General features: G+C 65.4%; 24 protein-coding genes. 4 read left to right on the forward strand and 20 right to left on the reverse strand.

Annotated features, from left to right (window positions below; genetic code table 11):
• Nucleotides 1-60 precede the first annotated feature (60 nt).
• From LGH83_RS13345 to LGH83_RS13410, 14 genes are all read right to left on the reverse strand, one after another.
• Nucleotides 61-1,707, reverse strand: coding sequence for an ABC transporter substrate-binding protein (locus LGH83_RS13345; protein WP_227399089.1), 1,647 nt, complete (start codon nt 1,705-1,707; stop codon nt 61-63).
• 34 nt (nt 1,708-1,741) lie between these two features.
• Nucleotides 1,742-2,509, reverse strand: coding sequence for a DUF427 domain-containing protein (locus tag LGH83_RS13350; RefSeq protein ID WP_227399090.1), 768 nt, complete (start codon nt 2,507-2,509; stop codon nt 1,742-1,744).
• Between the two features lie 12 nt (nt 2,510-2,521).
• The gene (locus LGH83_RS13355) at nt 2,522-3,880 is read right to left on the reverse strand and encodes an LLM class flavin-dependent oxidoreductase (protein ID WP_227399091.1); all 1,359 of its coding nucleotides are present in this window, start codon (nt 3,878-3,880) and stop codon (nt 2,522-2,524) included.
• A 227-nt stretch (nt 3,881-4,107) separates the two neighbouring features.
• Nucleotides 4,108-4,416, reverse strand: a complete 309-nt coding sequence (locus tag LGH83_RS13360) for a hypothetical protein (RefSeq protein WP_131195521.1) — start codon at nt 4,414-4,416, stop codon at nt 4,108-4,110.
• 102 nt (nt 4,417-4,518) lie between these two features.
• Nucleotides 4,519-5,511 carry an ABC transporter ATP-binding protein gene (locus LGH83_RS13365; RefSeq protein WP_227399092.1) on the reverse strand — a complete coding sequence of 331 codons (993 nt, stop codon included), beginning with the start codon at nt 5,509-5,511 and terminating at the stop codon, nt 4,519-4,521.
• Entirely contained in the window at nt 5,508-6,536 is a 1,029-nt protein-coding gene (locus LGH83_RS13370; protein WP_413771046.1) for an ABC transporter ATP-binding protein, read from the reverse strand. Before LGH83_RS13370 ends, LGH83_RS13365 begins: the two co-directional genes overlap by 4 nt.
• Nucleotides 6,529-7,506, reverse strand: coding sequence for an ABC transporter permease (locus LGH83_RS13375; RefSeq protein ID WP_131113952.1), 978 nt, complete (start codon nt 7,504-7,506; stop codon nt 6,529-6,531). The genes LGH83_RS13370 and LGH83_RS13375 overlap by 8 nt, the downstream gene beginning before the upstream one ends.
• On the reverse strand, nt 7,506-8,462 hold the full coding sequence (locus tag LGH83_RS13380) for an ABC transporter permease (RefSeq protein ID WP_319799653.1): 957 nt from the start codon (nt 8,460-8,462) through the stop codon (nt 7,506-7,508). Before LGH83_RS13380 ends, LGH83_RS13375 begins: the two co-directional genes overlap by 1 nt.
• A 97-nt stretch (nt 8,463-8,559) precedes the next feature.
• On the reverse strand, nt 8,560-10,236 hold the full coding sequence (locus LGH83_RS13385; RefSeq protein ID WP_227399094.1) for an ABC transporter substrate-binding protein: 1,677 nt from the start codon (nt 10,234-10,236) through the stop codon (nt 8,560-8,562).
• A gap of 43 nt (nt 10,237-10,279) precedes the next feature.
• Nucleotides 10,280-11,170 (reverse strand): proline iminopeptidase-family hydrolase, encoded by an 891-nt coding sequence (locus LGH83_RS13390; protein ID WP_227399095.1) that lies wholly within the window; start codon nt 11,168-11,170, stop codon nt 10,280-10,282.
• Between the two features lie 82 nt (nt 11,171-11,252).
• The gene (locus LGH83_RS13395) at nt 11,253-11,606 is read right to left on the reverse strand and encodes a c-type cytochrome (protein ID WP_227399096.1); all 354 of its coding nucleotides are present in this window, start codon (nt 11,604-11,606) and stop codon (nt 11,253-11,255) included.
• Between the two features lie 103 nt (nt 11,607-11,709).
• Nucleotides 11,710-13,014 (reverse strand): PQQ-dependent sugar dehydrogenase, encoded by a 1,305-nt coding sequence (locus LGH83_RS13400; RefSeq protein WP_227399097.1) that lies wholly within the window; start codon nt 13,012-13,014, stop codon nt 11,710-11,712.
• Nucleotides 13,015-13,081: 67 nt separating this feature from the next.
• On the reverse strand, nt 13,082-14,377 hold the full coding sequence (locus tag LGH83_RS13405; protein WP_227399098.1) for a cytochrome P450: 1,296 nt from the start codon (nt 14,375-14,377) through the stop codon (nt 13,082-13,084).
• Nucleotides 14,377-14,622, reverse strand: coding sequence for a DUF6522 family protein (locus LGH83_RS13410; RefSeq protein WP_227399099.1), 246 nt, complete (start codon nt 14,620-14,622; stop codon nt 14,377-14,379). The genes LGH83_RS13405 and LGH83_RS13410 overlap by 1 nt, the downstream gene beginning before the upstream one ends.
• A 240-nt stretch (nt 14,623-14,862) precedes the next feature.
• On the opposite strand from LGH83_RS13410, the gene LGH83_RS13415 reads away from it, so the two are divergent.
• The 4 genes from LGH83_RS13415 to LGH83_RS13430 are packed head-to-tail and all read left to right on the forward strand — an operon-like array spanning nt 14,863 to nt 17,964.
• Complete coding sequence (locus tag LGH83_RS13415; RefSeq protein WP_131113946.1) at nt 14,863-15,606, forward strand: (Fe-S)-binding protein; 744 nt, start codon at nt 14,863-14,865, stop codon at nt 15,604-15,606.
• Nucleotides 15,603-17,036 carry a lactate utilization protein B gene (locus LGH83_RS13420; RefSeq protein ID WP_227399100.1) on the forward strand — a complete coding sequence of 478 codons (1,434 nt, stop codon included), beginning with the start codon at nt 15,603-15,605 and terminating at the stop codon, nt 17,034-17,036. Before LGH83_RS13415 ends, LGH83_RS13420 begins: the two co-directional genes overlap by 4 nt.
• Nucleotides 17,033-17,698 carry a LutC/YkgG family protein gene (locus LGH83_RS13425; protein ID WP_227399101.1) on the forward strand — a complete coding sequence of 222 codons (666 nt, stop codon included), beginning with the start codon at nt 17,033-17,035 and terminating at the stop codon, nt 17,696-17,698. The genes LGH83_RS13420 and LGH83_RS13425 overlap by 4 nt, the downstream gene beginning before the upstream one ends.
• A gap of 41 nt (nt 17,699-17,739) precedes the next feature.
• Entirely contained in the window at nt 17,740-17,964 is a 225-nt protein-coding gene (locus LGH83_RS13430) for a hypothetical protein (RefSeq protein WP_227399102.1), read from the forward strand.
• Here LGH83_RS13430 and fhuF read toward each other — a convergent pair.
• From fhuF to LGH83_RS13460, 6 genes are all read right to left on the reverse strand, one after another.
• On the reverse strand, nt 17,927-18,661 hold the full coding sequence (gene fhuF, locus LGH83_RS13435) for a siderophore-iron reductase FhuF (protein WP_227399103.1): 735 nt from the start codon (nt 18,659-18,661) through the stop codon (nt 17,927-17,929). The genes LGH83_RS13430 and fhuF overlap by 38 nt on opposite strands.
• A gap of 28 nt (nt 18,662-18,689) precedes the next feature.
• Complete coding sequence (locus tag LGH83_RS13440) at nt 18,690-19,685, reverse strand: cell envelope integrity protein TolA (RefSeq protein ID WP_227399104.1); 996 nt, start codon at nt 19,683-19,685, stop codon at nt 18,690-18,692.
• A complete protein-coding gene (gene exbD, locus LGH83_RS13445; RefSeq protein WP_227399105.1) occupies nt 19,682-20,161 on the reverse strand; it encodes a TonB system transport protein ExbD in 480 nt (159 codons plus the stop codon). The genes LGH83_RS13440 and exbD overlap by 4 nt, the downstream gene beginning before the upstream one ends.
• A 4-nt stretch (nt 20,162-20,165) precedes the next feature.
• Nucleotides 20,166-21,101 carry a tonB-system energizer ExbB gene (exbB, locus tag LGH83_RS13450; protein ID WP_227401845.1) on the reverse strand — a complete coding sequence of 312 codons (936 nt, stop codon included), beginning with the start codon at nt 21,099-21,101 and terminating at the stop codon, nt 20,166-20,168.
• Nucleotides 21,102-21,237: 136 nt separating this feature from the next.
• Nucleotides 21,238-23,232: a Fe(3+)-hydroxamate ABC transporter permease FhuB gene (gene fhuB, locus LGH83_RS13455; protein ID WP_227399106.1), complete on the reverse strand. Its 1,995-nt coding sequence runs from the start codon at nt 23,230-23,232 to the stop codon at nt 21,238-21,240.
• Nucleotides 23,222-24,121 (reverse strand): ABC transporter substrate-binding protein, encoded by a 900-nt coding sequence (locus LGH83_RS13460; protein WP_227399107.1) that lies wholly within the window; start codon nt 24,119-24,121, stop codon nt 23,222-23,224. Before LGH83_RS13460 ends, fhuB begins: the two co-directional genes overlap by 11 nt.
• Between the last annotated feature and the right edge of the window lie 6 nt (nt 24,122-24,127).

A 24,127-nucleotide genomic window follows, 5' to 3' on the forward strand; every position in this document is an offset into this window, starting at 1 on the left:
GAACCAGCCGCGCCAGAAGAATTCTGGCTTACCTCGGGCGTTACACGAAGGGGTCGCGCCTCACAGGAAGGAGGCGCGATCGAGCAGCAGATGCGAGATGGCGGTGAATCGAACGCCTTGGATCTTGGCCGTGGTGACGCGGCTATATTGCGCGAAATAGGCGATGATGCTCGGGGTTTCGTCCAGCAGCAAGGTCTGGATCTTGCCGGCCGCCAGCCGCTGGGATTTGAGGTCGCGCGCCGTGCTGTAGTCGCTCAGAAGCCCGTCATAGGTGGTGTTCTTGAAATGGGCCGCGTTCCAGGGGCCGGTGCTCTTCAGCGTCGCGTTGAGGAAGATGTCCGGGGTGCCGCGATGGCCGTAATCGGTCAGGCCGAAGGGGGAATCCAGCCAGTCCGACTTGCCGAAGGTCGCGGATCCATAATAGGCATCTTGCGATTCCACGTTGAGCGTCACCGCGATGCCGATTTGCTTGGCGAAATTCTGGATCAGCACGGCATAGTCGGGGATCTCATAGGCGCGTTCGGTCGTCAGCGTGATCGGAAAGCCGTTCGGCACGCCCGCTTCGGCCATCAGGCGCCTGGCCTCGACGAGATCCGGCTGGCGTTGCGGCACCGAAGCATCGGTTGAGGCGAAGACCGGGGCGAACGGGCTGTCGTTGCCCACAACCGCACGCCCCCGAAACAAGCCTTTGACGAGCGCTTCGCGGTTGATCGTCAAAGCCAAGGCGCGCCGCACCCGTTTGTCTTGAAACGGCGCCACGTCGGTGCGGAAATGCACCGGATCATGCGAGCTTGCCTGGACGCTCAGGATTTTGAACGCCGCATCGTTGCCGATCGAAAGGGCGATGCGCGGCGTGTAGGGGATCACATCGAGTTGACCGGCCTGCAGCGCCAACACCTGCGATTGCGGGTCGTTGTAGAATGTGATCTCGACACGATCCGGCAAGGCTGTCTCACCCCAATAATCGGGGTTGCGGACGAAACTCGCGCCAAGTTTCGGGCGAAAAGCTTCGAGCTTGAAGGGGCCGGTTCCCGGAAAGCTCTTCTCGAAATCGCCCTTATAGTCGGCCGGTAGGATCACCGCATTGACGACATCGGACGATACATAGAAGGGGAAGTTGCTGTTCGGCACATCGAGCCGGAACGTGACGGTGAGGTCGTCCGACGACGACACGGCGCCTTTGGACAGCAGCCCCTTATAGGCCGAGAGGGCCGAGGAGCCATTGGCCGGATCGATGAGCCGCTCGAAGGTCGCGACGACGTCTTTGGCCGTAACCACCCGCCCATCGTTGAACTTGACGCCGGGCCGGAGCTTGAACGTCCAGATCTTTGCGGTGTCGTCGCCGTCCCACGATAGCGCCAGGGCCGGACGCAAGCCCGTTTCGGAATCGTCGAACAGCAGGTATTCTCCGACCTGGCTCATGACCGAAATGCTGGCCGGATCGGTCACGAGCACGGGATCGATCGTCGCGGCGGGCTGGTCCAGCGCCACGCGGATCGTGCCGCCGGGCTGAGCGGCTGTCTGCGCGCGCGCCGCGCCGGGAAGACCGAAATTCTGCGCCGTCGCAAAACCCGTGAGGCCGATCAGACCGGCGTAGCGGATGAGGTCGCGGCGATTGAGTGAACCGGCGGCATACTCGTCGACCGCGACATTCCAGATGTCGCCCGAAAGGCGGCGCAGATGATCGAGTGTCGGAAGCTTTGGCATCGTGAAACCTTGCGTTGTGGGCGAGGGCGCCTCGTCAGGCGGGCAGACCGTCGAGGCGGATCTGATCCACCGCGTCGGGGTAGAAGGCGAGCAGGCCCTTGATCTTGGGGATTTCCGGGATCGGATCGCGATAATCCCAGACGACATCGGGGCGGATCGACCCATCCCTCATGCGGACGGACCAATAGGACGCCGTGCCTTTGTACGGGCAGCGGGTGAGCGTCTCGGAACGGACGAGCCGCTCCATCCTGACATCGTCCGGTGGAATGTAGAACCGGGTCGGGAGGTGTGTTTCGAAGACCAGCACGGCCCGCCGCGTCTCGGCCAGGATCTCGCCACCGAGCACCACCTCGATGTGGGCGGAGGATTGCAGCGCGTCGACCCGCACATAAGGGTCGCGGGCATGAACGAAGACCTCTTCGTCCTCCTCGTACCAAGCATCCATGGCATGCCAATCGAACGCGATCCGGTTTTCCAGCGGCGCAAGATGATCGCGCCTCGGCGCGGCGAACGACCAGGCGGCGTCGGTGAAGCGGCGTCCCTTCACGTCCAGTGCGTAGAGCGCGGTCGGGTCACCACTCCGATGGCGGCCGGTTCGGCCCGACGCAATGAGCACACCGGGCCGCACCGCCTCGATCGGGAAAAAATAGACCGGCAGAAAGTGGTTTGATCGCAGCATCAGAACGTCGCGGCTGTCCACGATCGTCTCGCCGTTGAGCACGACGCGCACGCGTTTCGGGCTCTGCAGCAGATTGACGACGCTCGGAATGGTTTCGCGATGCGGTTGCGTGGCAAGCGGCATGAGGACCTCGGGTCAAGACGCGACGGGCGCGTGGGCCCGTGCGGTGGCGAAGCGGTTCTCCGGGCGGGGCAGCGCTAAACGATCCCGGAGAGTTCCAGGTTCATAGTCCTGCCGAAACAGGCCGCGCCGCTGTAGGTCGGGCACGACCTGCTCGGCAAAATTGACCCAATCTTCCGGCAGCAGCGGAAACATCAGATTATACCCATCCGCCGCCCCGGCCAGGAACCAAGCTTCGAGATGATCGGCGACTTGGCGGGGCGTGCCGGCGACGGTTGGGATCGAGCCGGAATTGGCGATCGTTCGCGCAATCTCCCGGATCGAACGGTTTTGACTGGCCAAAGCCTTGACCCGGTTCAGCGCGGTCCGCCCACCATCGAACGTGGCCTCCTCGGGAAGCGGCGGCAAAGGGCCTTCTGGCGGATAAGCCGAGAGGTCGATGCCGGCCCAACTCGACAGAAGATCGATGCCGACCGCATCCGGCATCAGGGTTTCGAGATAGGCTTGTCGCTCCTCCGCTTCCGACGCCGATGCGGCGACGATCGGGAGAATCCCCGGTAGAATCTTGAAACTGTCCGAAGTGCGGCCGAACTTGGCCAAACGCTGATCGAACTCGGCTCGGTAGGACTGGCCCTCCTCGATGCTGCGAGTGACGGCGAAATGAACATCCGCGTATCGGGCCGCGAGATCCTTGCCGGCCTCGGACGATCCAGCCTGGAAGATGACGGGATGTCCCTGCGGCGGACGCGGCACGTTGAGCGGCCCGCGCACGCGAAAATGCGGACCAGCATGGTCGATCCGGTGCACGCGCGCGGGATCGGCGAAAAATCCGCTCTGTTTGTCGATGAGGACGGCGCCGTCTTCCCACGAGTCCCACAAAGCCGTGACGACATCGAGATATTCCGCGGCGCGATCGTAGCGATTTGCGTGTTCGATCGTGCGATCGCGGCCGAAATTTAGGGCTTCCTCGTCCATCGCGGACGTCACGACGTTCCAGCCGGCGCGACCCTTGCTGATGTGATCGAGCGACGCAAAGGATCGTGCCAAATTATAGGGTTCGCTGTAGGAGCTCGATGCCGTCCCGATCAAGCCGATATGGCGGGTGACGGCGGCGAGGGCCGACAGCAGCGTCAGGGGTTCGAGACGCGCATTGGCGTAATGAGCGAGGCCGCTCGGCAGCGAGTCCCAGATCGCGACGTGGTCGGCCACGAACAGCGTGTCGAGCTTGGCTCGCTCTGCCGTTTCCGCAAGTCCGCGATAGAAATCGAAATCGAACACCTCGCCGTCCGGCGCGCGCGGGTGTCGCCACGACATCCGATGATCACCCTGCGGATTAAAGAAAAACGCGCTGAGGATCATGTGCCGACGGGACATGGCGAACTCCGGAACGGCCGACCGATACCCGGCAAATGGGGTGCCGGCTGACAATCGCTAGACCCACACCGTAACGTCGCCGACGCATTAATCCATCAGTTTTGTAGACAATCAGAGTGGATGATGGACGCCAGGGCGGCGAGATGGCAATGCGATGACGTCGCAACCCCTGCATGATGCCAGAACTCGATCGATCGTCGGCGCTCTCGAAGAAAGCTGGTCCCGCGTTAGCGCGAAAATATACCGTCGGCCACGTTGCGGGCGCCGATCATCACCGGCTCGAGCACGGGGGTATATTCGTTGGCGACGCCCCATCCCTCATTGGCATAGACAAGCCGGACGACCCCGACGCGCTTGCCGTCCCGGCGAAAGCGCAACTGGTCTTCGCTGGTGCTGGCGAGCGCGTCCATAATGGCGCGCTCGTCGCGGCTGTGGCGCAGCATCGTCTCTTCGCCGTTGAACACGTCGAGCGCATAGCCCTCTCCCACCGCGTCGCTGATGATGCGCGTGATGATGGCGCGGTGGAGTTCTTTCATGACGCTCGGTGCTCCGGGGCCGTCCGCTGCGAGGCCCCAAGGTTCTTTAGAGCACGATTGTCGGTCGCCGGTTGGCTTTTTGTCGTCCGAGGAGAGAGCCGGTCAGATCAGCGGGAAGTGACAGGCCGCATAACGGTCGTGGCCCATCGGCCGCAGTGGCGGCGGCTCGACGCGGCACCGATCCCCCGCCTTGGGGCAGCGGGTGTGGAAGCGGCACCCGGAGGGCGGATTCATCGGGCTCGGCACGTCGCCGCGCAGAATGATGGTTTCGCGCCGAGGCGCTTGGACGTCGGCCTGCGGCACCGCCGAGATCAGCGCGCCCGTGTAGGGGTGGGCGGGTGTCTGAAACACGACGTCGGTCGGGCCGGTTTCGACCAGGGCGCCAAGATACATGACGGCGGTGCGCTGGGACACCTGCCGGATGACGCTGAGATCATGCGCGATGAACACATAGGTGATGCCGAGCCGGTCCTGCAGATCCATGAACAGGTTGACGACCTGCGCCTGCACCGAGACGTCGAGCGCCGAGACGGATTCGTCCGCTACGATCAGCGAGGGTTCGAGCGCGAGCGCCCGCGCGATACCGATCCGCTGGCGCTGACCACCGGAAAATTCATGCGGAAAGCGATCGAGATGTTCGCGCGAGAGGCCGACGAGATCCATCAGCTCATGCAGGCGATCCCGAATCGCGGCGTCCGAGCGGTTTTTGCCATCCGGACCAGGATGAACCCGTAATGGTTCGGCTACGAGTTGGCCGACGCGGCGGCGTGGGTTCAGCGACGCATAGGGATCCTGGAACACCATCTGCATGCGCGGCCGCAAGGCGCGTAACTCGCGCGTGCTCGCTTGCGTGATGTCCGTGCCTTCGAACAAGATTGTGCCACTCGAGGGGTTGTAGAGGCGGAGTAGGCAGCGGCCGAGCGTCGACTTGCCACAGCCGGACTCGCCGACCAGACCGAGCGTTTCGCCGCGCCGGACCGTCAGCGACACATCATCGACGGCCCGCAGCGTGCGCCGGCCGCCTGCCGTGAACCGGCCGCCGAGGTGGAAATGCTTCGAGAGATGCCGTGCTTCGAGGAGGATGTCGTCGCTCATGCGCCGACCTCCGCCGTGACTGCGGTGGCGGCCGTGGTTTCGGCCAGATAGCAGGCGATGTCCTGCTGGCCGCGCCGGAACAGCGGCGGGTCGACGACGCAGGGCGCATAACGGTGCATGCAGCGTGGCGAGAAGCGGCAGCCGATCGGACGATCGGCGATCGAGGGCGGCACGCCGGGAATGGCAGTCAAGCGGCGTGGCTTGATGCCGGACATGGGCGGAATCGATTGCAGCAGGCCTGTCGTATAGGGGTGGCCGGGCTCGATGAAGACCGGCAGCTTGGGGCCCTGTTCGACGATGCGGCCCGAATACATCACCATGACGCGGTCGGCCACCTCGGCCACCACGCCCATGTCATGAGTGATCAGGATGATCGACGAGGCGTGATCGTGGCGCAGTTGCTCGATCAGGCGGAGGATTTGAGCCTGCACGGTCACGTCGAGCGCGGTCGTGGGTTCATCCGCGATCAGCAGCGAGGGATGACATGACAGCGCCATCGCGATCATGGCGCGCTGTCGCATGCCGCCCGACAATTGATGCGGGAACCGGTCGACCGCGACGCCCGGGTTGGGGATGCCCATGTCGCCGAGCAGCTCGATCGCGCGGGCATGGGCCTGCTTGCGGGTGAGGCTCTGATGCGCGCGGATCTGCTCGGCGATCTGCCAGCCGATCGTATAGACCGGCGTCATCGCGGTCATGGGGTCTTGGAAGATCATGGCGATCTCGTCGCCTCGGACGGCGCGGAGCGCTTGGCGCGACAGGCCGATGAGTTCGCGGCCCTTGTAGCGGATCGACCCGGTCACGATCGCGTTGGGGTCGTTGATCAGCCCCATCACGGCCAGTGATGTGAGCGATTTGCCGGAACCGGATTCGCCGACGATTGAGACGAGCTCCCCGGGCGCGACCGTGAACGAGACGCCGTCGACCCCCTTCATGGGACCCTGCTCGGTTCGGAACGTCACCGACAGATTCTCGACCCGAAGCACGGGTTCGGCAGTGTCCGGGCTTGTCACGGGATCAAGCACGGCCAGCCCTCACGCGCGGATCGAGGGAGGCATAGACGATATCGACCACGGCATTGGCCGCGACCACGAAGAAAGAGGCATACATGACGGTCGCCATAATCATCGGCAGGTCGAGATTGCCGAGTGCATTGAAGGTCAGGAATCCGACGCCCTGCAGGCCGAATACGATCTCGGTCAACAAGGTGCCGCCCCCCACGAGCACGCCGAAATCCAGCCCGAACAACGACACGAAAGTGATGAGCGAGGTTCGCAGCGCGTGGCGAAATAGAATGCGGCTTTCACTGAGGCCTTTGGCCCGCGCCGTGCGGATGAAGTCTTCTTGGTAGGCTTCGATCAGGCTGGCGCGCAGCACGCGTCCGTAGAGCCCGATATAGAGGATCGCGAGCGTGAACCAAGGAATCACCAGCGCCTTGAACCAGCCGACCGGATCATCGACCAGCGGCACGTAGCCGAGCGCCGGCACCCACGAGAAGAGCCAGGTGTCGTGATAGCGGCTCTGGGTGATGAGATTGGCGACCTCGCCGACCCAGAAGACCGGCATGGAGATCCCGATGAGGCCGAGGATCATCAAGCCCTTGTCGAGCGCGCTGCCGCGCGTGACGGCGGCCAGCACGCCGATCAGGATCGAGAACACGACCCAGATGATTGCGGCGCCGATCAGCAGCGACATCGTGACCGGCACCGCATGCATGATCGACGGGATGACCTTTTGGCCGCGATTGACGAAGGATGTCAGATCGCCGGTGATGAAGAGCCGCTTCATCAAAAGTAGATATTGCACCCAAAGCGGCCGATCGAAGCCGAAATCGTGCCGCACGGCTTCCAGCACCTCGGGGGAGGCGTTGCGGCCCGCGATCCGCGCGGCTGGGTCGGTGCCGGGCGTCGCAAAAAAGATCAGGAAGACCAGGATCGAAATCCCGACCATGACGAAGAGCATGTCGCCGAGCCGGCGCAGCAACACGAAGCCCATCAGTCTCTCACCCGCAGCTTGGCGCGCGGATCGAGCGCATCGCGAACCCCATCGCCGAACACGTTGAGGGCCAGAACCGTGAGCACGATCGCGACGCCGGGCGCGATGGCGACGAGCGGGCGGGTGTAGAGCAGGCCCTGACCGTCCTCGATGATGGTGCCCCAGGAGGCAGCCGGCGATTGCACGCCGATCGACAGGAACGACAGCGCGCTTTCGATGATCATGTTGAGCGCAATCGTCAGCGGCGCGAAGACGATCAGGGTCGACATGACGTTGGGCAGGATATCGACCCAGAGAATGCGCCAGGGCGGCACGCCAAGCCCAGTCGCGGCCAGCACGAACTCGCTCTGCTTCAATTGCAGCACCTGTCCACGGATCGGCCGCGCCACATAGGGCACGTAGATGATGCCGATGATCGCGATGGGCAGCAGCAGACTGTCGGATGCGATCGAGACAGGGCCGATCGACAGGCCATGACCGATCGTCACGATCGAAAGCGAGATCGCGAGGAGATAGACCGGAAAGGCCCAGAGGACGTCGAGCAATCGCGACAGGACGACATCGGTCCAGCCGCCGAAGAAGCCGGCCACGATCCCAACGATTGCGGCCAGCACCAGGGTCAGCACGGTCGCGCTGCCGGCGATGATGAGCGAATTTTGACCGCCGTAAAGCAGCCGGGCCATGACGTCGCGCCCTTGCGAGTCGGCACCAAGAAAATATTGGCCCGTCCAGGTCGGGCCGAGCGGGGTGGTGCCGAGCCCGAGACCCTCGGTTTCGGCCGCCATGATCGGCACATCCTGGCCGTTGATCGTGATCGATCCGCTCAAGTTCGACGCGAAGGGGTCGGTATGCGCGACGCCATTGGCGTAGAGCGGGGCCGCGACGCAAACCAGGATGATGAGGACCAGGGCCGCGAACGCCGTCATGGCGGCATGATCGCGGCGAAGTTTCCGCATCGCGGTTGCCCAGGGGCCCCGATGAACGGTCTGGCGGGTGGACGTCGCGGCCGGAGCCGCAACGTCGCCGGATGCGAGGGTCAAGGCTCGGTCGCCCTTACTTGACCCAGGCGGCCGAGAACAACATGTGGAATTGGTCGGTATAGACGAAATTCCCGACCCGCTTCGAAATGACGTCGATCTCTTTGGGCTGGAACAACGCCGCGGCAGGCGCCGCGTCGGTAATTTCCTTGTCGATCTTGGCCCACATCTTGTTGGCGGCGGCGTCATCCGTGACGGCCGTCAGCATCGCCTGCTTCATCTCGGCATCGACGCCCTTGTCGCACCAGCCCGACATGTTGATCGAGGAATCCGATCCGGGATGGAACGAGTCGCAACCGAACAACACGTTGAGGAAGTCCGAGGGGGCGGGATAATCCTGGTACCAATCGCTGACGCCGATCTGCACATTGTTGTTGGTGTTTTGCAGATAGGTGAACTGGATGTTGTGCGACACGACCTTGAGGCTGGCGTCATAGCCGATATCGCGCAACACGCCCTGTACATAGGTCGCGATGGCCTTCGGCACGGCTTTGTCGTCGCCGATCAACGTGACCTTTTGGCCCTTGGTGCCGCTTTCTTCGACCAGTTGCTTGGCCTTTTCGAGATCAGGCGCGGTCCATTTGGAGCCGGGGTTGAGCGTATAGGGGCAGTAATCCTCATGACCCGACATGCCGACCGGCAGTTGTTGGCAGAGCGGTGAGGCGAGGTTCGGGCCGCCCCACAGGCCGACGACGGCCTTGCGGTCGATCGCGTAAGCGACTGCCTGACGCGCCTTGAGGTTGTTGAAAGGCGCGAGGTTGGTGTTCATCGGCAAGTAGTAATAGGCGAGCAGCGGATGGATGCGGACCTGCTTGGCATATTTGCTGCCGAGCTCGCCCAACCGGTCGCTGGGCGGCGGATCGAAGGTCCAATCCGCTTGGTCGTTCAGCACCGCCGTGAGACCGGCCTGATCGTCGAGCCCGAAATTATAATCCATCTCGTCGACGTAGCCGTCGGGCTGGGCGTCGACGCTGAATTCCTTGAAGTAGGGGTTGCGGACGATCTTCATCCCGTGATCCGGATCGTAGCTCGCGATCATGTAAGGACCGGTCGCGACGGGCGGTGTGGTGCCGAGATCCTTGGCGACCGTGTCGGCCGGCAAGATGGTGGCATGCGGGACGGAAAGTTTATAGAAGAACTCGGCATCCGGCTGGGTCAGGTGAAACGTGATGGTGCGGGCCTTGTCGTCGGCCACGACGCCGTCTTTCAACGTGCAGGTAGCAGCGTCCTTCAAGCAGGCATCGGCCCCAACGATACCATTATAGAACGATCCGGCCGTCGGGCTCGATACCTTGAAGATGCGCTGGAACGAGGCGACGACGTCGGCGGGCGTGATGTCCTTGCCGTTCGAGAACTTCAAGCCGTCGCGCAGCTTGAACACATAGGTCTTGCCGCCGTCTTCCGGCTTCGGCAGCGCCTCGGCAAGGTCCGGCACGACCGTGTTGCTCTCCTTGCCCTCGACCTTCTTGAAACCGAGCAGCCCGTCGTTGGTGACGTAGAAGATCGTCCAGAATTGCGTCTCGTAATTGATCTGCGGATCGATCGTTCCGGCCGAGCCGTGGGCGTTCAGCTTGAGCGTCCCGCCACGATGTTGGGTCATGAGATCGGCGCGCGTGTCGGCGGCGAGGACGGGTGTGGCGGCCAGAACACCGAGCGACAGAATAGTGGCGGAGAGAAGCGAAGTCAGGGTCATGAACGGTCCTTGTTGAACGAAGAAGCGGCCGATTGCCTCAAGGTTAGTCATGGGCAGCCAGGAAAGCGCCGACGGTCGCCATGCAGGCGGCGCGCTCCTCGACATGCGGCATGTGGGAGGATTGCTCGAAGATGGTCCACCGCACGTCGGGGATGCGGTCGGCAAAGGGTTGAACGGTCGCCGGCGTGGCTTCGTCGAAGCGGCCGGAGATCAGCAGGGTCGGGGCGACGATCCGATCGAGCCGGTCGATCACGGTCCAGTCGCGGAGCGTGCCGATGACGTGGAACTCGTTCGGGCCGTTCATGGTGGAATAGACAGTCGGGTCCGACACCATCGCCTCGAAGGTGCGGACCACCTCGGCCGGCCACGGGTCCAGGCGACACACGTGGCGCACATAGAACGCCTGGGTGGCGGTCACGTAATCGGGATGATCTGTGGTCAAGTCCTGCTCGTGCCGCAGCAGCGTGGCCTGCAGCTCCGGCGGCAATTCGGTGCGGAGCCGGTTTGCCTCGCTGACCCAAAGCGCCATCGAGGCGGGCGAGTTGGCGATCACCAGAGCCTTGAGACCAGCCGGTCGGCGCACCGCATGTTCGGCCGCCAGCATACCACCCCAGGATTGGCCCAGCAGGTGATAGCGATGCGAAAGACCGAGTTGCGTCAGAAGGTTGTCGAGTTCGGCCAGGAAGAAATCCACGGTCCAGAAATCGGCGCCGTGGTCGCGCAGATGGGTCGATCGGCCATTGCCGATCTGATCGTAATGGATCACCGCGCGGCCGGTCGAGGCCAGATCCTTGTAGCTATCGACATAATCGTGTGTGCAGCCCGGCCCCCCATGAGCCACCACTAGCGGGGTCCTGCCGCTCGCGAGATCGCCGGTCACCCGATACCACGTCGAAAACCCGCGGAAGGGCAGTTCGCCTTCGACTACCTGCATGTCACATCCATCATCATCGCGACTGATCGGTAGCAATCAACATGCCACACCGACCGTTTTTGAGACCGTTGAGGATGGGCGTTTAAGGCTTGGCGGGCGGCGTGACGCTGATCTCGATGGCGGAATAATAGGCCGCGAGATCGGCGATATCGACGTCGGTCAGCTTCTCCGCGATGACCGACATGATCTCGTTCTTGCGGGCGCCGCTCCGATATGCCGTCAGGGACGTGATGAGATAAGGGTCGACCTGTCCGGCGAGATTGGGCGCTTCGGGCAGCTTGGATATGCCGTCGCGACCGTGGCAACTGATACATTGCAGCGTCTTGATCTTCAGGGCTCCTGCTTTCGCGTCGCCATCGGCCCGGGCCGGCGCTGATAACGATAGCAGGCCGACCACCAGACCGAGTGTCATTTGCCGCAGCGTGCGAGCCCTCATGCCATTGTCCCTTCAGATCGAAAAACGGGGCCGGGCAGCCTCCCTTGGGAGAACGGCCCGGCTCCTGATGGGTTGATGACGCTTTGTCGTGCGCCTGCGCCGATTAGGGCGTTTCGTAGGTGATCCGGTAGACCGCGCCGGCAAGGTCGTCCGAAACCAGAAGCGAACCGTCCCGCATCTGTGCGACGTCGACCGGGCGGCCGGTATATTCACCATCCTCGTCGAGCCAACCCTCCGCGAACGGCTTTGAGCCCTCCGGCGCGGCGCCGTCCGCCGTGACTTTGGTGACCATCACGCGTGCGCCGACCGGCTCCGTGCGGTTCCACGACCCGTGTTGAGCCGAGAAGATCGCGCCCTGATACTCCTTCGGGAACATCTTGCCGGTGTAGACCATCATGCCGAGGTCGGCCGCATGCGCCACTTCCTCGGCGACCGGGAAGACCACATCGGCGGGGGGCGTCTCGTCTTTATATTCGACCGTCCGGGTGTGGCCGCCACCGTACCAGGGAAAGCCGAAGTTTTCGCCGGCCTTGGTGATGTGGTTGATCTCGCCCGCGGGCTGGTCATCGCCCATGCCATCGACCTGGTTGTCGGTGAACCAGAGGGTCTTGTCTTTCGGGTTGAAGTCCATCCCGACCGAGTTGCGGATGCCGTGGGCATAGACTTCGCGATTGCTGCCGTCGCGATCCATTCGGATGATGCCGCCCATCCCGGCCTTGTAGTAGATGTCGTATTTGTCCTTGGCATAGACGTTATAGGGCTGCCCAAGCGCGATATAGAGCTTGTTGTCCGGTCCGATGCGGCACACCCGTGCCGAATGGTTGAAGCTTTCTTCGGTGGACGGGATCAGGTCGCCCTGCTTGACCACAGTCGCGACCGCGACATCGGGGCTTTCGTAGAAGAACTCGGCCGCCGGGAAGGCCAGCACGCGGTTCTGCTCGACGATGTGCAGAATGCCATCCTTCGAGAAACAGAGGCCGTTCGGGATCTTCATCTCGACCGTGGGCGCGAATTCCTTGACGTCGTCCGCCATGCCGGTCTTCGCCCGATCAGTGAGGGCGTAGACCTTGGTTTTGCGCGTGCTGACGAATGTCACGACGCCTTGCGGGCCGACCGCGATCATGCGCGCGTCTGGGACCTGGGCGTAGAGACTGATCTTGAAGCCTGGCGGCAGCTTGATGGTCGCGAGCGTCTTCTTGATCGCGTCGGCCTTGGCACCACCCTGCGGCACGACCGGAATCGTCTTGGCCCCGGTCGAATGGAAATCTTCGAGCTTCTTCATGCCGGCCGAATCCGCGCCATTGCTGGTCGGCGCGGCTGGGGTCGATGGATCGGCGGATTGAGCATAAGCGGTGGTGGCAGCCAGCAGGGCTCCCGCGGCAGTGGCCGCAAGCCAGATCGACTTCATGTGTGTCCTCCCTCGTTCGGCACTTGATGGCCGTCACGTGGCTCGGTGGCGCCGAGCTGAAGTCAGGTTACGTCGAACGCACCGGATGTACAGCGCCGATTCGCAGCCGCAGGCTCTCCAGCCCGTGAAAATGGTAGCGGTCATCATAAACCGGCGGCGCCGCCAGTTTCACCGCCGGCAGGCGCTCGAACAGGATCGGCAATGCCACCTGCAATTCCAGGCGAGCCAATGGCGCGCCGATGCAGAAATGAAGGCCGGCTCCGAACGCCACATGCGGCACGGTGGCGCGGTCTGGATCGAGCCGTTCCGGGCTGGGATAGATGGTCGGATCGTGGTTGGCGGCGCCGATCAACAGGCCGATCCGGTCGCCGAGTTTCAGGTCGACCCCGGCCACCGTCATCGGCTCTAACGCGTAACGCGAGAACATGTGAAGCGGCGGATCCAGCCGTAGCAATTCCTCGACGGTCGCGTTGGTTCGCTCCGGGTTGCGGAACAGATGCTTCGGATCGAGGGCCGAGCGCAGAATGGCGGCGACACCGTTGCCGATCGCATGAACGGTCGCCTCATGCCCCGCATTCAGCAGCAGGATCGCGGTGGTGACGAGTTCGTCCTCGCTCAATCGGTCGCCGTCGGCTTCGGCGGCCAGCAGCAGCGTGAGGATGTCGTCGCCGGGCTTGCCGCGCCGCGCCGCCACATGCTCGCGCATAAAGGAACTGAACGCCAGCGTCGCCGCCACGGCACGGTCCTCGATGGCTCGCGTGCGGCCAAAGGCATACATCGCCACCATCTCGTGCGACCACCTCAGCAATTGCGGCGCGGCCTCGACCGGAACGCCGAGCATCTCGGCGATGATCGTCACCGGGATTGGCTCGGCAAAGGCCGGAAGAAGGTCGATGATGTCGCCCGAGAAGGCGTCGATCAGGCGGTGCGTCAGCGCTGCCACGCGCGGACGGAGCCGCTCGACCGTCCGGGACACGAAAGCCCGGTTGACCAGCGCCCGCAGCCGGGTATGGACGGGCGGCTCGCGCTCCAGCATCGAGTTGAACTCGAAGGCATAGAAGGGCTCGACGTGATCGGGGTGGTCCGGCCAACCCAGCGCAGAGCGGCTCGCCACATGGGTGATCTCGCGGCCGAAACGCCGGTCGCGGAACAAGGCGCCGACCGCGCCATGGCCGGTGAAGCACCACTGACCGTAATCCTCCCAGAAGAAGACCGGGCAGGCTGCGCGGATCGCCGCATAGGCGGGGTAGGGGTCGCGAAAAAAGCCGGGATCGGACGGCGACAGCCAGACCCGCCGTGCCGCGGCATCGATCCGGAGACTGGCAGGCAGATCGGCCGGGCTTGGGATCTGCGGACCGCCCATCAGCCGATCATCTCGTCCTGAAGGATGACATGCTGGTCATCGATCACGGCCCGCCACACCTGCCGGCCGCAGCGCACCGTAAGCCGATGGGTGCCGGCATCGTCTCCCTCGCCTGCCTCGACGAGACTCGTGACCTGACCAATACGATTTTTCTGCCGGAACCGCTCGAGCGGTAGCCCGAATTTGGCCGCCAGCATTGCCGGATCGATCAGATAATCGCCGTCCGGGCCCCGTTCCACCTGCATGTCTCGTCTCGATCCGTTAGCCTCATCGCGCGGCCCACCATCCGCCCCGCGTCCGACCAGCAAAACACGACGCGCGATCCCAGGCGCCGCGAACGACGTGCCGGGATGCGACCAGATGTCGTCAATGGCATGCCGGGTCCAGGTCCGGCAACCATTGGGGCACTCTTGTGGGCGGTGGCTTGGCGCGGTAAGGCGAGCGATACGAAGAACGGTCGTCTATGCGGCAGCGGAGGGGCAAGCTTGAAGGTCTCGTTGTTCATCAGCTGCTTCAACGACATGCTGTTTCCGCAGACCGGCCGAGCCGTCGTGTCGGTCCTCGAACGTCTCGGCCACGAGGTCGCGTTTCCGCTCGAACAGACCTGTTGCGGGCAGATGCACAACAACAGCGGCTATGGCCCCGAAGCGACCGCGCTGATGCGGCGTTTCGCCGATGTCTTCGCCGATGCCGAAACCATCGTGTGCCCCTCGTCCTCCTGCGTCGTGACGGTGCGCGTGGCCTATCCCCGGCTCGCGGCCGCCACGGGCGACCAGCAGCTGATCGCGCGGATCGCCGATCTCGGCGCACGAACCTTCGAGTTCGCCGAATTTTTGGTCAAAAAGCTCGGCATCGAGGATGTCGGCGCTTACTACCCGCATCGCGTGACCTATCATTCCACCTGCAACTCGTTGCGGGGCCTCGGCCTCGGTGATGCGGCGACCCGGCTGCTGTCGCATGTTCGAGGTCTCGATTTCGTGGAACTGCCCCGTGCGGACGAATGTTGCGGCTTCGGCGGCACCTTCGCGATCAAGAATGCCGATACGTCGATCGCGATGCTGACCGACAAGCTCGCCGCGATCCGCGGCACACAAGCCGAGATCTGCACGGCGGTCGACAATTCCTGCCTGATGCATATCGCGGGTGGGTTGTCGCGCGAGCGGTCCGGCCGTCGCACGCTGCATCTCGCCGAAATCCTCGCATCGGTCGAAGGAGGCGTCGCCGCATGAGTGTCGACAGCCCCGGCATCATCGTCGAGCGGGCGTTTCCGGCCGCTGCGCGCGACGCGCTGCGCGACAGCCAACTCCGCCGCAACATCGGCAAGGCCACCAACACGATCCGGGCCAAACGCAAGGCGGTGGTGGCCGAAATGCCGGATTGGCAGGACCTGCGCGACGCCGGCTACGCCATCAAGCGCGACACCTTGCGCCACCTCGACCGCCACCTGCTGACGCTGGAAGCCAGTGTCACGGCGGCGGGCGGCACGGTTCATTGGGCGCGCGATGGCGAAGAGGCGAACCGCATCGTCGGCGACATCCTGGCCGGGCATCAGGCCAAGGAGGTGCTGAAGATCAAGTCGTTGACGACCGACGAGATCGGCCTCAACGGCGCTCTATCGGCGCGCGGCATCGAGCCGATCGAGACCGATCTCGCCGAGGTCATCGTCCAGAAGGGGCATGATCGCTCGTCCCACATCCTGGTTCCGGCCATCCATCGCAACCGCGCCGAGATCCGCGAGATCTTCAAGCGGGAGTTGCCCGATACCGAGCATCTGACCGACGAGCCGCGCGATCTCGCCGACGCGGCCCGGCGCTACCTCCGGCAGAAATTCCTGACCGTGCCTTACGCGATCAGCGGCGCCAATTTCGCCGTGGCCGAGACCGGCTCGGTCGCGATCTTCGAATCCGAGGGCAACGGCCGCATGTGCCTGACCCTGCCGCGCGTGCTGATCTCGATCATGGGCATCGAAAAGGTCATCCCGCGCTGGGCCGATATGTCGGCTTTTCTGCAGTTGTTGCCGCGTTCCTCCACGGCCGAGCGGATGAACCCCTATAATTCGGTCTGGTCCGGAACTCGCGCCGGCGAGGGGCCGGAGGAGTTCCACCTCGTTCTGCTCGACAATGGTCGCAGCGACGTCTTGGCAGACGAGCCGGCGCGCGACACGCTGAATTGCATCCGCTGCTCGGCCTGCCTCAACATCTGTCCGGTCTATGAGCGGACCGGCGGTCGTGCCTATGGATCGACCTATCCCGGCCCGATCGGTGCGATCCTGACGCCGCAGATGAATGCGCCGCCGAGCCCGGCCGATAGTCTGCCGTTCGCCTCATCGCTCTGCGGGGCATGTTACGAGGTCTGCCCGGTCAAGATCGACATTCCCCGTATCCTCGTACACTTGCGCGGCAAGGTGGTGGCGGCGCGGCGCGCCAAGACCGCGCTCGATGGCGAAGCCTTGGTGATGGCCGCCATGGCGCGCGTTTTCGAGAGCCCGCGTCTCTACGCGCTCGCCCACAAGGCGGCCGCGATCGGGCAGGTGCCATTCATGCGCGACGGGGCCATCAAGTCCTTGCCGGGGCCGCTAGCGGGGTGGACCGCGATGCGGGATCTGACGCCCATCGCCAAGCAGTCGTTCCGCGAATGGTGGAAGGCGCGCGATCGATGACGAGCGCCAAAGACGCCATTCTAGGCCGCATCCGGCAGGCTCTGGTCGATGTTCCCGAAATCGAAACCGACCCAGAGGCGTGGCGCTTTCGCCAGCGATCCACCGAACACCATTCGGCGCTGCTGGACCGCTTCACGGAGCGGGCGCGTGGCTATAAGGTGAGGGTCGAACGCGCGACTCGCGCCGAAGCCCCCGCGCGGGCGGCCCGCATCCTTGCCGAAGCCGGTCTCGTCCGCCTCGCTCTGCCGGCGGATTTTCCGGTCGATCTCGCGCCCGAAGGGTTCGATCTGCTCCGTGACGACGGGCTCGACAATGCCACGATCGCGGCCTGCGACGGCGTGTTGACGACCTGCGCCTGCGCGATCGCCGAAACCGGAACCTTGGTGCTCGACCATGGCGTCGGCCAGGGCCGCCGCAAGCTGACGTTGTTGCCCGACTATCATCTCTGTTTCGTCGAGGCGTCGGCGATCCTCGGGCTGGTTCCCGAAGCGGTCGAACGGATGCAGCCGTCGGTCGCGGCGGGCCGACCACTGACCTTCATCTCGGGGCCGTCCGCGACATCGGATATCGAGCTCAACCGGGTCGAGGGCGTCCATGGGCCGCGCACGCTCGTGGTCGTGATCCTCGACGAGGCGTTTCCCAACGAGACCGAAACCCACTAGGGTTTCGGCTGCAGCCGATCCCTTAGCCGCGTGACCCACTCTTGCCCGATCCCTCGGACCCTCATCGCGACATCGAGCTGTTCGAGCCGGTTTATCGGCCGGACGTGCAGGTGCTGCCACATCTGAGTGCGCCGATCGACGAGGGGCAGTTTTTTCCGAACCCGCCCCTGCGGTTCGGCGATATCCTGAAACGGGTCTTGATGGTCGCGGCCGTGATCCTGGCGGGATTCATGCTGATCTTTGCGCGGGGCATTCTCTTTCACTGAGCAGGCCGTCGGCCAGCGGGCATATCGCGGCGCAGCGCTGGAACCCAGGCACGAGATAACGTCGACAGCAGACGCGACGCGCTTGCACGGCCCCGACTTGGCGCATGTCGCGTTTCATGTGTGCGATGAGCGCGCGACCACCATCCGGCCAGGACGGGTCTGCCAGGAGCGCGTCAATCTCGTCCTGTCGCTCCGGCGCGCGGCGGACGGCCTCGCCCAAAGCCCAGAACAGAGACCAGCCGGCATTTTCCCAGAGCAGGCGGCGCGATAATCCGGTGACGCCGCGCAGAGCGTCGATCAGAGGGGCGACATGCCCCTCGAGCATCGGCGCCAGGGTCGCGCGGACAGTCGGGGTTGCTTTGCCATCTGCGGTACGATCCATCCGGAACCGCAGTGGAACGCCACTCTCCGGGCAGAGATCCAGCCGAAGGCCATCGATCCGCAACGGCAGCACCCGGTCGAGCGCCATGCCGGCCATGACCGTGGGGACGATCAGGCCGCCAAAATAGAATTGGCTCCAAAGCGACGCGGCCGCCGAGCGTTCCGCAGCGCCGTGGTGGCGCTGAAAGCGATCGATGCAGGAGCCGAGTCTATCGGGGTCGAGCATCTCGGCGGCGGGCGTCCCGGCTGGTCCGATGACGAAGCGCTCCGCCAACCAGGCGAGGTCGCCAACAAAGACGTCGTCGAGGCTGGTCATGTCTCGTCTCTCATCCACATCGGCTCGCCTATCGCGCCGTGAAGCGAACCGGAACGGTCAGATTGACCCGGCCGCCCATCTCTGTCGGCGGGGGCGGCACCGGGCTGGCCCGCCGCACCATGGTGAGCGCCGCCTCGTCGAGGGCGCTGTCGCCCGACCCGCCCGCGAGGCTGGCCGACAGCACGCGACCGTTGCGGTCGACCGAGAAGGCGATCCGCACGGTCCCGCTGCCGCCGGGGGACGGGGGTTTGTAGGCGTTGAGATGCGCCACGACCTCGCCGCGCCAGGATGACACCGAGGCACCGGACGACGCGCTGCTGGCCGATGCGGCCTGGGTCGCTTGTCCTCCGCTCTCCCGCGCCTCCGCTTGGTGTTGAGCCCGGGCTTGCTCGCGCGCCTGCGCCCTCGCCTTGCGAACCGCCTCGCGCCGCTTGGTCGCGACCTCGCGGGCCGCTGCCGCTTCGGCCAGCTTGCGCGGATCTGGTTTCGGTTTGGGTTGCGGTGCGGGTTTCGGTTTGGGCTGAGGCGGCGTCAGCACGGCGTCGCTTTTCTGTTCCTGGACCGGCAGACTGAGGGGCGGTGTCTCGATGGGCGGCTGTTCGACCGATGGCGTCTCCAATGGTTTGGGAGCCTCCATCGGGGGATCGGGAGTTTGAACCGCAGGCGGCGGCTCGGTGGGCGGCGGCTCCGGCGGTGCGATCGGCGCTGGCGCGACGGGCTCGGGAGTTACTGCCGGCCGCGGAGTTGGCTCGGGTGCTGGTTCGGGCTGTGCCGCCTCTTGCGGCGTCGCGGTCTCGCCCGACGCCAGACTGGCACTCGGCAGCGGCGCGCTTTGCGACACCGACACGGGCTCGAGGTCGATCATGATGCCAAGGGGTGCATCCGGCGGCTCGCTTCGCACGATCTGATGGGTCAGCGCCCAATAGCCGGCCCCCGCATGCAATCCCGCCACCAGCACGATCGCGCCGCCCCAACGCAGCGCCCCAGCGAAACGGCTCGATCCCTCCAGGCCATCCGGGTTCACGGCGTCGCCGCCTTGGGCGCTAGGGCGGCCGGGGCGGGAGCCTGGGTAGCCGGCGTTGCACCGGTATCCTCGAGCCCGACGAGTGCGACTTTGAGATAGCCGGCGCCGCGCAGCAGGTTCATGACCCCCATCAGATCGCCGTAGGAGATGGCCTGATCGGCGCGCACGAAAATGCGCCGCTCCCGGTCGCGACCCGTCTCGTTGTCGAGCCGGAGTTGGATTGCGCCGCGCGGCACAGTGTCGTCGCCGAGCGCCAGGGACAAATCTTGTCGGACCGTGACGAACAGGGGCTTGTCGGGGCGCGGCTGGGGCTGCGCGTTGGAGGTTGGCAGATCCACCGCGACATCCACGGTCGAGAGTGGCGCCGCCACCATGAAGATGATGAGCAGCACGAGGGTGACGTCGATGAACGGCGTGACGTTGATGTCGGCGATTTCGCCGATCTCGTCACCCGGATCGCTGAGACGGACCGCCACGGGTCTACTCCGCCGCCAAGGGCCGGCGACCCGAGTCGTGGGCCTCGCGCCGGTCGAGGTCGCGCGAGAGGTGACGCAGCACTTCGGCCGACGCATCCGCGAGGATCGCTTTATAGCCCGCGATCCCGCGCGCAAAACTGTTGAAGATGATGACGGCCGGGATAGCGGCCACGAGGCCGATCGCGGTGGCCAGCAGAGCTTCGGCGATGCCGGGCGCCACCACGGCAAGGTTTGTCGTATGGGCCTGACTGATGCCCACGAAGGCATTCATGATGCCCCAGACGGTGCCGAACAACCCGACGAACGGGGCGGTTGCGCCGATCGTCGCGATCAGCCCGGTGCCCTTGTTCATCGCCCGGCCTGCGCGGGCCTCGACGCGCGACAGCGCGATCGCGACCCGCTCCTTGATGCCGTCGGGCGGCAGATCGGCCGAGCGATCCCGCTCGTGCTGGGCCGCATGGACCAGGGCCGCCACGGGTCCGCCGCGCAAGCTGCCGCTCTCCCGCTCGGTCGCGAGATCGGCAAGGCTGCGGGCTTGCAGCAGCGCACGTACGGCCCGGGTCGCGCGGTGGCGGGCTGCCGCCAAGGCGAGGCTCTTGGCGATCCAGATCGTCCAGGTCGCCAGCGACGCGAGAGCGAGCCCCACCATGATGGCTTTGACCACGATGTCGGCGTTCAGGAACATGGTCCAGGGCGACAGATCATGCGGCAAGCCGCCGATTCCCATCGTTGTGGGAGGCGTGGCTATGGGCGTTTGAGTCTCGATCGGGATCGCGGGCGCGGTCGGGACGGTCGGCAGCGTCGGCGATGACTGGGCCGGCACGGCGGCCTCGGCGGGTGCGGGCTGCGTCTGCGCCATTACGATCCCGTCGCACGCGCCGCCGATCAGCAATCCAGCCAGCACGACGATCTTGAAACGTGTCTGCCAGACCGAACGCATCGGCGGTGCCGTGAGCGTCGGATGTCCGGTTGCGCTGTTGGCTGTCGGGTGAGGAGGGGTGTTGCTCATGGTCGAAGGTCGTCCTGTGAAAAGTCGTGTGCTGCGGTTTCAGCTCGTGCGGTCCCGAAGCGACGTGTCATGTCGAGGGCACTCGCCGCAGCAAGGTGATGGCCAGGTAAGGGATCCCGATGAGGGCGGCCGCGAGGCCGGCCGGCACCTCGAACGGCGCGATCACGACGCGGCCGAGCCAATCGGCCAGCACCATGACCAAGCCGCCCGTCAGCGCCGAACCCGTCAGATGCGTGACGGCGCGGCGACATCCGAGGCGAAGCGCGAGATGCGGCCCCATGAGGCCGACGAAGGTCAACGGGCCGACCGCAAGCACTGAGGCCGAGGTCAGCACCGAGGCCAAGGCCAGAATGCCGAAGCGAGCCGGGCCGGGGGCCGCCCCCAACGACTGCGCGACACCATCCCCAAGGGGCAGCAGATCGAGGCTTCGGGCGAACAACAGCGCGAGTGGCATGAGGATCGCGGCGAGCAGCAGGGTGACGCCGGCCGATGCGGTGTCGGCCGACGCCGACGAGCCGGCCATCCAGCCGAGCAGAATGGCGGAGCGGGGATCATTTGCGGCGAGCGCGATCGCAATGATCGATTGCAGGGCAGCCGCCAGCGACAGCCCCGTCAGCACCAGATGGCCGGGCGAGAACCCGGTCCGGCTGCCGCGCCAGATCAGGATCGCGGTCAAGGCGAAGGCTGCGGCCGAGCCGGCGACGAGAAGAAACAGGCGGGATGGGGCGGCGCTGACCACCAGCGCCACCGCGAGGCCGGCCACCACGGCGGCCCCGATGCCGAGAACTTCAGGGCTTGCCATCGGATTGCCGGTCGAGCGTTGCAGCAACGCGCCGGCGGTCGCCAGCATGGCGCCTGCCGCGAAGACCTCGATCGTGCGGGGCAGCCGCCAGGGCGCGAGCGCCGCCCAATCGGCCGATGAGGCAATCGACCAGCCGGATCCGACACGACCGACCAGGGTCGAGAAAGCGATGGCGGCCAGCACCACGACCGTGAGAACCAGCAGGACCCTGATTGCGGAGGTCTTGGTACGACCGCTCATGCCGATCTGCACCGCCGCCTCGGGCTCCGGCTTCAAGCGGGAGAGCAGGAGCAGCAAGAGCGGCGCGGCCAGCAGCGCCGTCACGGCCCCGGTCGGCAGGCTGATCCCGCCGAAACGGTCGAAGGCCTGCACGGCTTCGTCGACCAGCACCAGCAGGGCCGCGCCGATCAAGGCCGACAGGATCATGCGATGTCCGAGCGTTCGGGCGCCGGCCAGCCGCGCGATGAATGGCGCCGCGATTTCGACGAACCCGATCAGGCCCACGGCGGCCGTGACGCTGGCCGCAAGACAGACCGCGACGCTCAGGCAAAGGGTGCGAAAAAACGCCAGGGAGACGCCAAGGCCGCGCGCGCTGTCATCCGCCAAGCCAAGGAGGCGCATCGGCCGGAGCATGAAGGTTGCCGCAAGTGTAAAAACGAGAAGGCGCGGCCAGAGCGCGGCGGCGACCGACCAGTCCTGCTGGGCGAGCGACCCCCCGTCCCACAAAAAGATCGCGCCGATCTCCTCCTGATGGAAAAGCTTGAGCAGACCCCCGACCGCGCCGCAGAACAAGCCGACGAGAAGCCCCGCTAGAATCAAGCCGAGCGAGGAGAAGCGCTGCCGCGCCGCGATGCCGAATGCGGTTGCGGTCGCGAGGCCGGCTCCGACAAGTGCCACCACCTCGTGCTGGTCGGCCAGCCATGCCGGTGCCAGCACCGTCGCGGCCAGGAGCGCCAGTTGCGCGCCGGCCGAGACGCCGAGCAGGGTCGGCGAAGCCAACGGATTGCCGAGCACGTGTTGGAACATGGCGCCCGACAGCGCGAGGGCGGCCCCGCACATGGCGGCGACCGCCAGCCGGGGCAAGCTGCTGAAGTGGAACACCAAGGCGTCGGCATTGCCGGCTGACGGGTGGATTGCGGCCACGATCCACGCCGCGGGGGCCAGTTGGTGGGAGAAGCGCAAGGCGACAAGCACGAGGGCCGCGAGGCAGAGCGCGGCCGTGAGAGCGTCGGCCCGCCAAGACGTCCGATCAACCCGCATGGGCGCCTCCGATCGGCGCGAACGCGTCGGCGAGGAGATCGGCGCAACGCGCCGCCGCCGTCATATCCCCGAAAGCCCAGACGGGAGGGACGCTGATGACGCGATTGCGGCCGGCCGCGATCAGGCTCGTCCAAAGCCCGGGCCGATCGAGGGACGCGCGGGCCGAGGGCGGGGTCGGCTCGATCACCAGGATGTCGCAATCGACGCAATCCAGCATCGCTTCGATGCCGACAGTCGCAAAACCCCACGGGTTGGTGTCGCGCATCCATGCGGGCGTGAGCCCGACCCGTCGCGTCACATCCTCGAACAGGCTGCCGGCGCCGTAGACGCGAAGGTGGCGTGCGTCCACGAAGCTGACCGGCAGGATGGGGCGGCGACGACCTGTGCTGGCGAGCCGCCTGCGTGCGGCCTCGAATCGCGTGTCCGCATGGGCGAGCATCGCCACGGCTTGGTCGGCGCGATCGAGGAGGGCTCCGAGAGCGCGCGTGGTCGCGATGGCGCGCTCGATCGGCCGATGCTGGGGCGTATAGATCATATTCGAAAAGCAGGGCGCGATGGTCTCGAGACGCGGCCGCTCGCCCTCGTTGAGGGCATTGATCAGGATCAGGCCGGGTCGCAGCGCCGTCAGCATTTCCAGATTGGGCGCGGTGCGGAGGCCGAGCTCGGCGACCTCGGGCGGTAGCGCGGGTGCGCCGACCCATCGCCGATAGGCCCCCCGCTCGGCAACGCCGACGAGATCGGCCTCGAGCGCGACGGCGGTTGCGGCGAGCGCCCAATCCAGCGCCACGACGGTCGGGGTGGGATGCGACGCATCCGCCCGGCCTGGGCCGGTCGCGCCAAGGCTCGTCAGGGCGGCGATGCCGCCGCCGATCGCTGCCCTCCGGCTCACGGATCG

This window comes from Lichenihabitans sp. PAMC28606 (assembly GCF_020616535.1).
GTDB lineage: Bacteria > Pseudomonadota > Alphaproteobacteria > Rhizobiales > Beijerinckiaceae > Lichenihabitans > Lichenihabitans psoromatis.

What these genes read in the sequence shown, in the direction of transcription:
- LGH83_RS13345 (WP_227399089.1), bottom strand. Translation starts at nt 1,707, where the DNA reads ATGCCAAAGCTTCCGACACTCGATCATCTGCGCCGCCTTTCGGGCGAC.
- LGH83_RS13350 (WP_227399090.1), bottom strand. Translation starts at nt 2,509, where the DNA reads ATGCCGCTTGCCACGCAACCGCATCGCGAAACCATTCCGAGCGTCGTC.
- LGH83_RS13355 (WP_227399091.1), bottom strand. Translation starts at nt 3,880, where the DNA reads ATGTCCCGTCGGCACATGATCCTCAGCGCGTTTTTCTTTAATCCGCAG.
- LGH83_RS13360 (WP_131195521.1), bottom strand. Translation starts at nt 4,416, where the DNA reads ATGAAAGAACTCCACCGCGCCATCATCACGCGCATCATCAGCGACGCG.
- LGH83_RS13365 (WP_227399092.1), bottom strand. Translation starts at nt 5,511, where the DNA reads ATGAGCGACGACATCCTCCTCGAAGCACGGCATCTCTCGAAGCATTTC.
- LGH83_RS13375 (WP_131113952.1), bottom strand. Translation starts at nt 7,506, where the DNA reads ATGGGCTTCGTGTTGCTGCGCCGGCTCGGCGACATGCTCTTCGTCATG.
- LGH83_RS13380 (WP_319799653.1), bottom strand. Translation starts at nt 8,462, where the DNA reads ATGCGGAAACTTCGCCGCGATCATGCCGCCATGACGGCGTTCGCGGCC.
- LGH83_RS13385 (WP_227399094.1), bottom strand. Translation starts at nt 10,236, where the DNA reads ATGACCCTGACTTCGCTTCTCTCCGCCACTATTCTGTCGCTCGGTGTT.
- LGH83_RS13390 (WP_227399095.1), bottom strand. Translation starts at nt 11,170, where the DNA reads ATGCAGGTAGTCGAAGGCGAACTGCCCTTCCGCGGGTTTTCGACGTGG.
- LGH83_RS13395 (WP_227399096.1), bottom strand. Translation starts at nt 11,606, where the DNA reads ATGAGGGCTCGCACGCTGCGGCAAATGACACTCGGTCTGGTGGTCGGC.
- LGH83_RS13400 (WP_227399097.1), bottom strand. Translation starts at nt 13,014, where the DNA reads ATGAAGTCGATCTGGCTTGCGGCCACTGCCGCGGGAGCCCTGCTGGCT.
- LGH83_RS13405 (WP_227399098.1), bottom strand. Translation starts at nt 14,377, where the DNA reads ATGGGCGGTCCGCAGATCCCAAGCCCGGCCGATCTGCCTGCCAGTCTC.
- LGH83_RS13410 (WP_227399099.1), bottom strand. Translation starts at nt 14,622, where the DNA reads ATGCAGGTGGAACGGGGCCCGGACGGCGATTATCTGATCGATCCGGCA.
- LGH83_RS13420 (WP_227399100.1), top strand. Translation starts at nt 15,603, where the DNA reads ATGAGTGTCGACAGCCCCGGCATCATCGTCGAGCGGGCGTTTCCGGCC.
- LGH83_RS13425 (WP_227399101.1), top strand. Translation starts at nt 17,033, where the DNA reads ATGACGAGCGCCAAAGACGCCATTCTAGGCCGCATCCGGCAGGCTCTG.
- fhuF (WP_227399103.1), bottom strand. Translation starts at nt 18,661, where the DNA reads ATGACCAGCCTCGACGACGTCTTTGTTGGCGACCTCGCCTGGTTGGCG.
- exbB (WP_227401845.1), bottom strand. Translation starts at nt 21,101, where the DNA reads ATGCGTTCGGTCTGGCAGACACGTTTCAAGATCGTCGTGCTGGCTGGA.
- fhuB (WP_227399106.1), bottom strand. Translation starts at nt 23,232, where the DNA reads ATGCGGGTTGATCGGACGTCTTGGCGGGCCGACGCTCTCACGGCCGCG.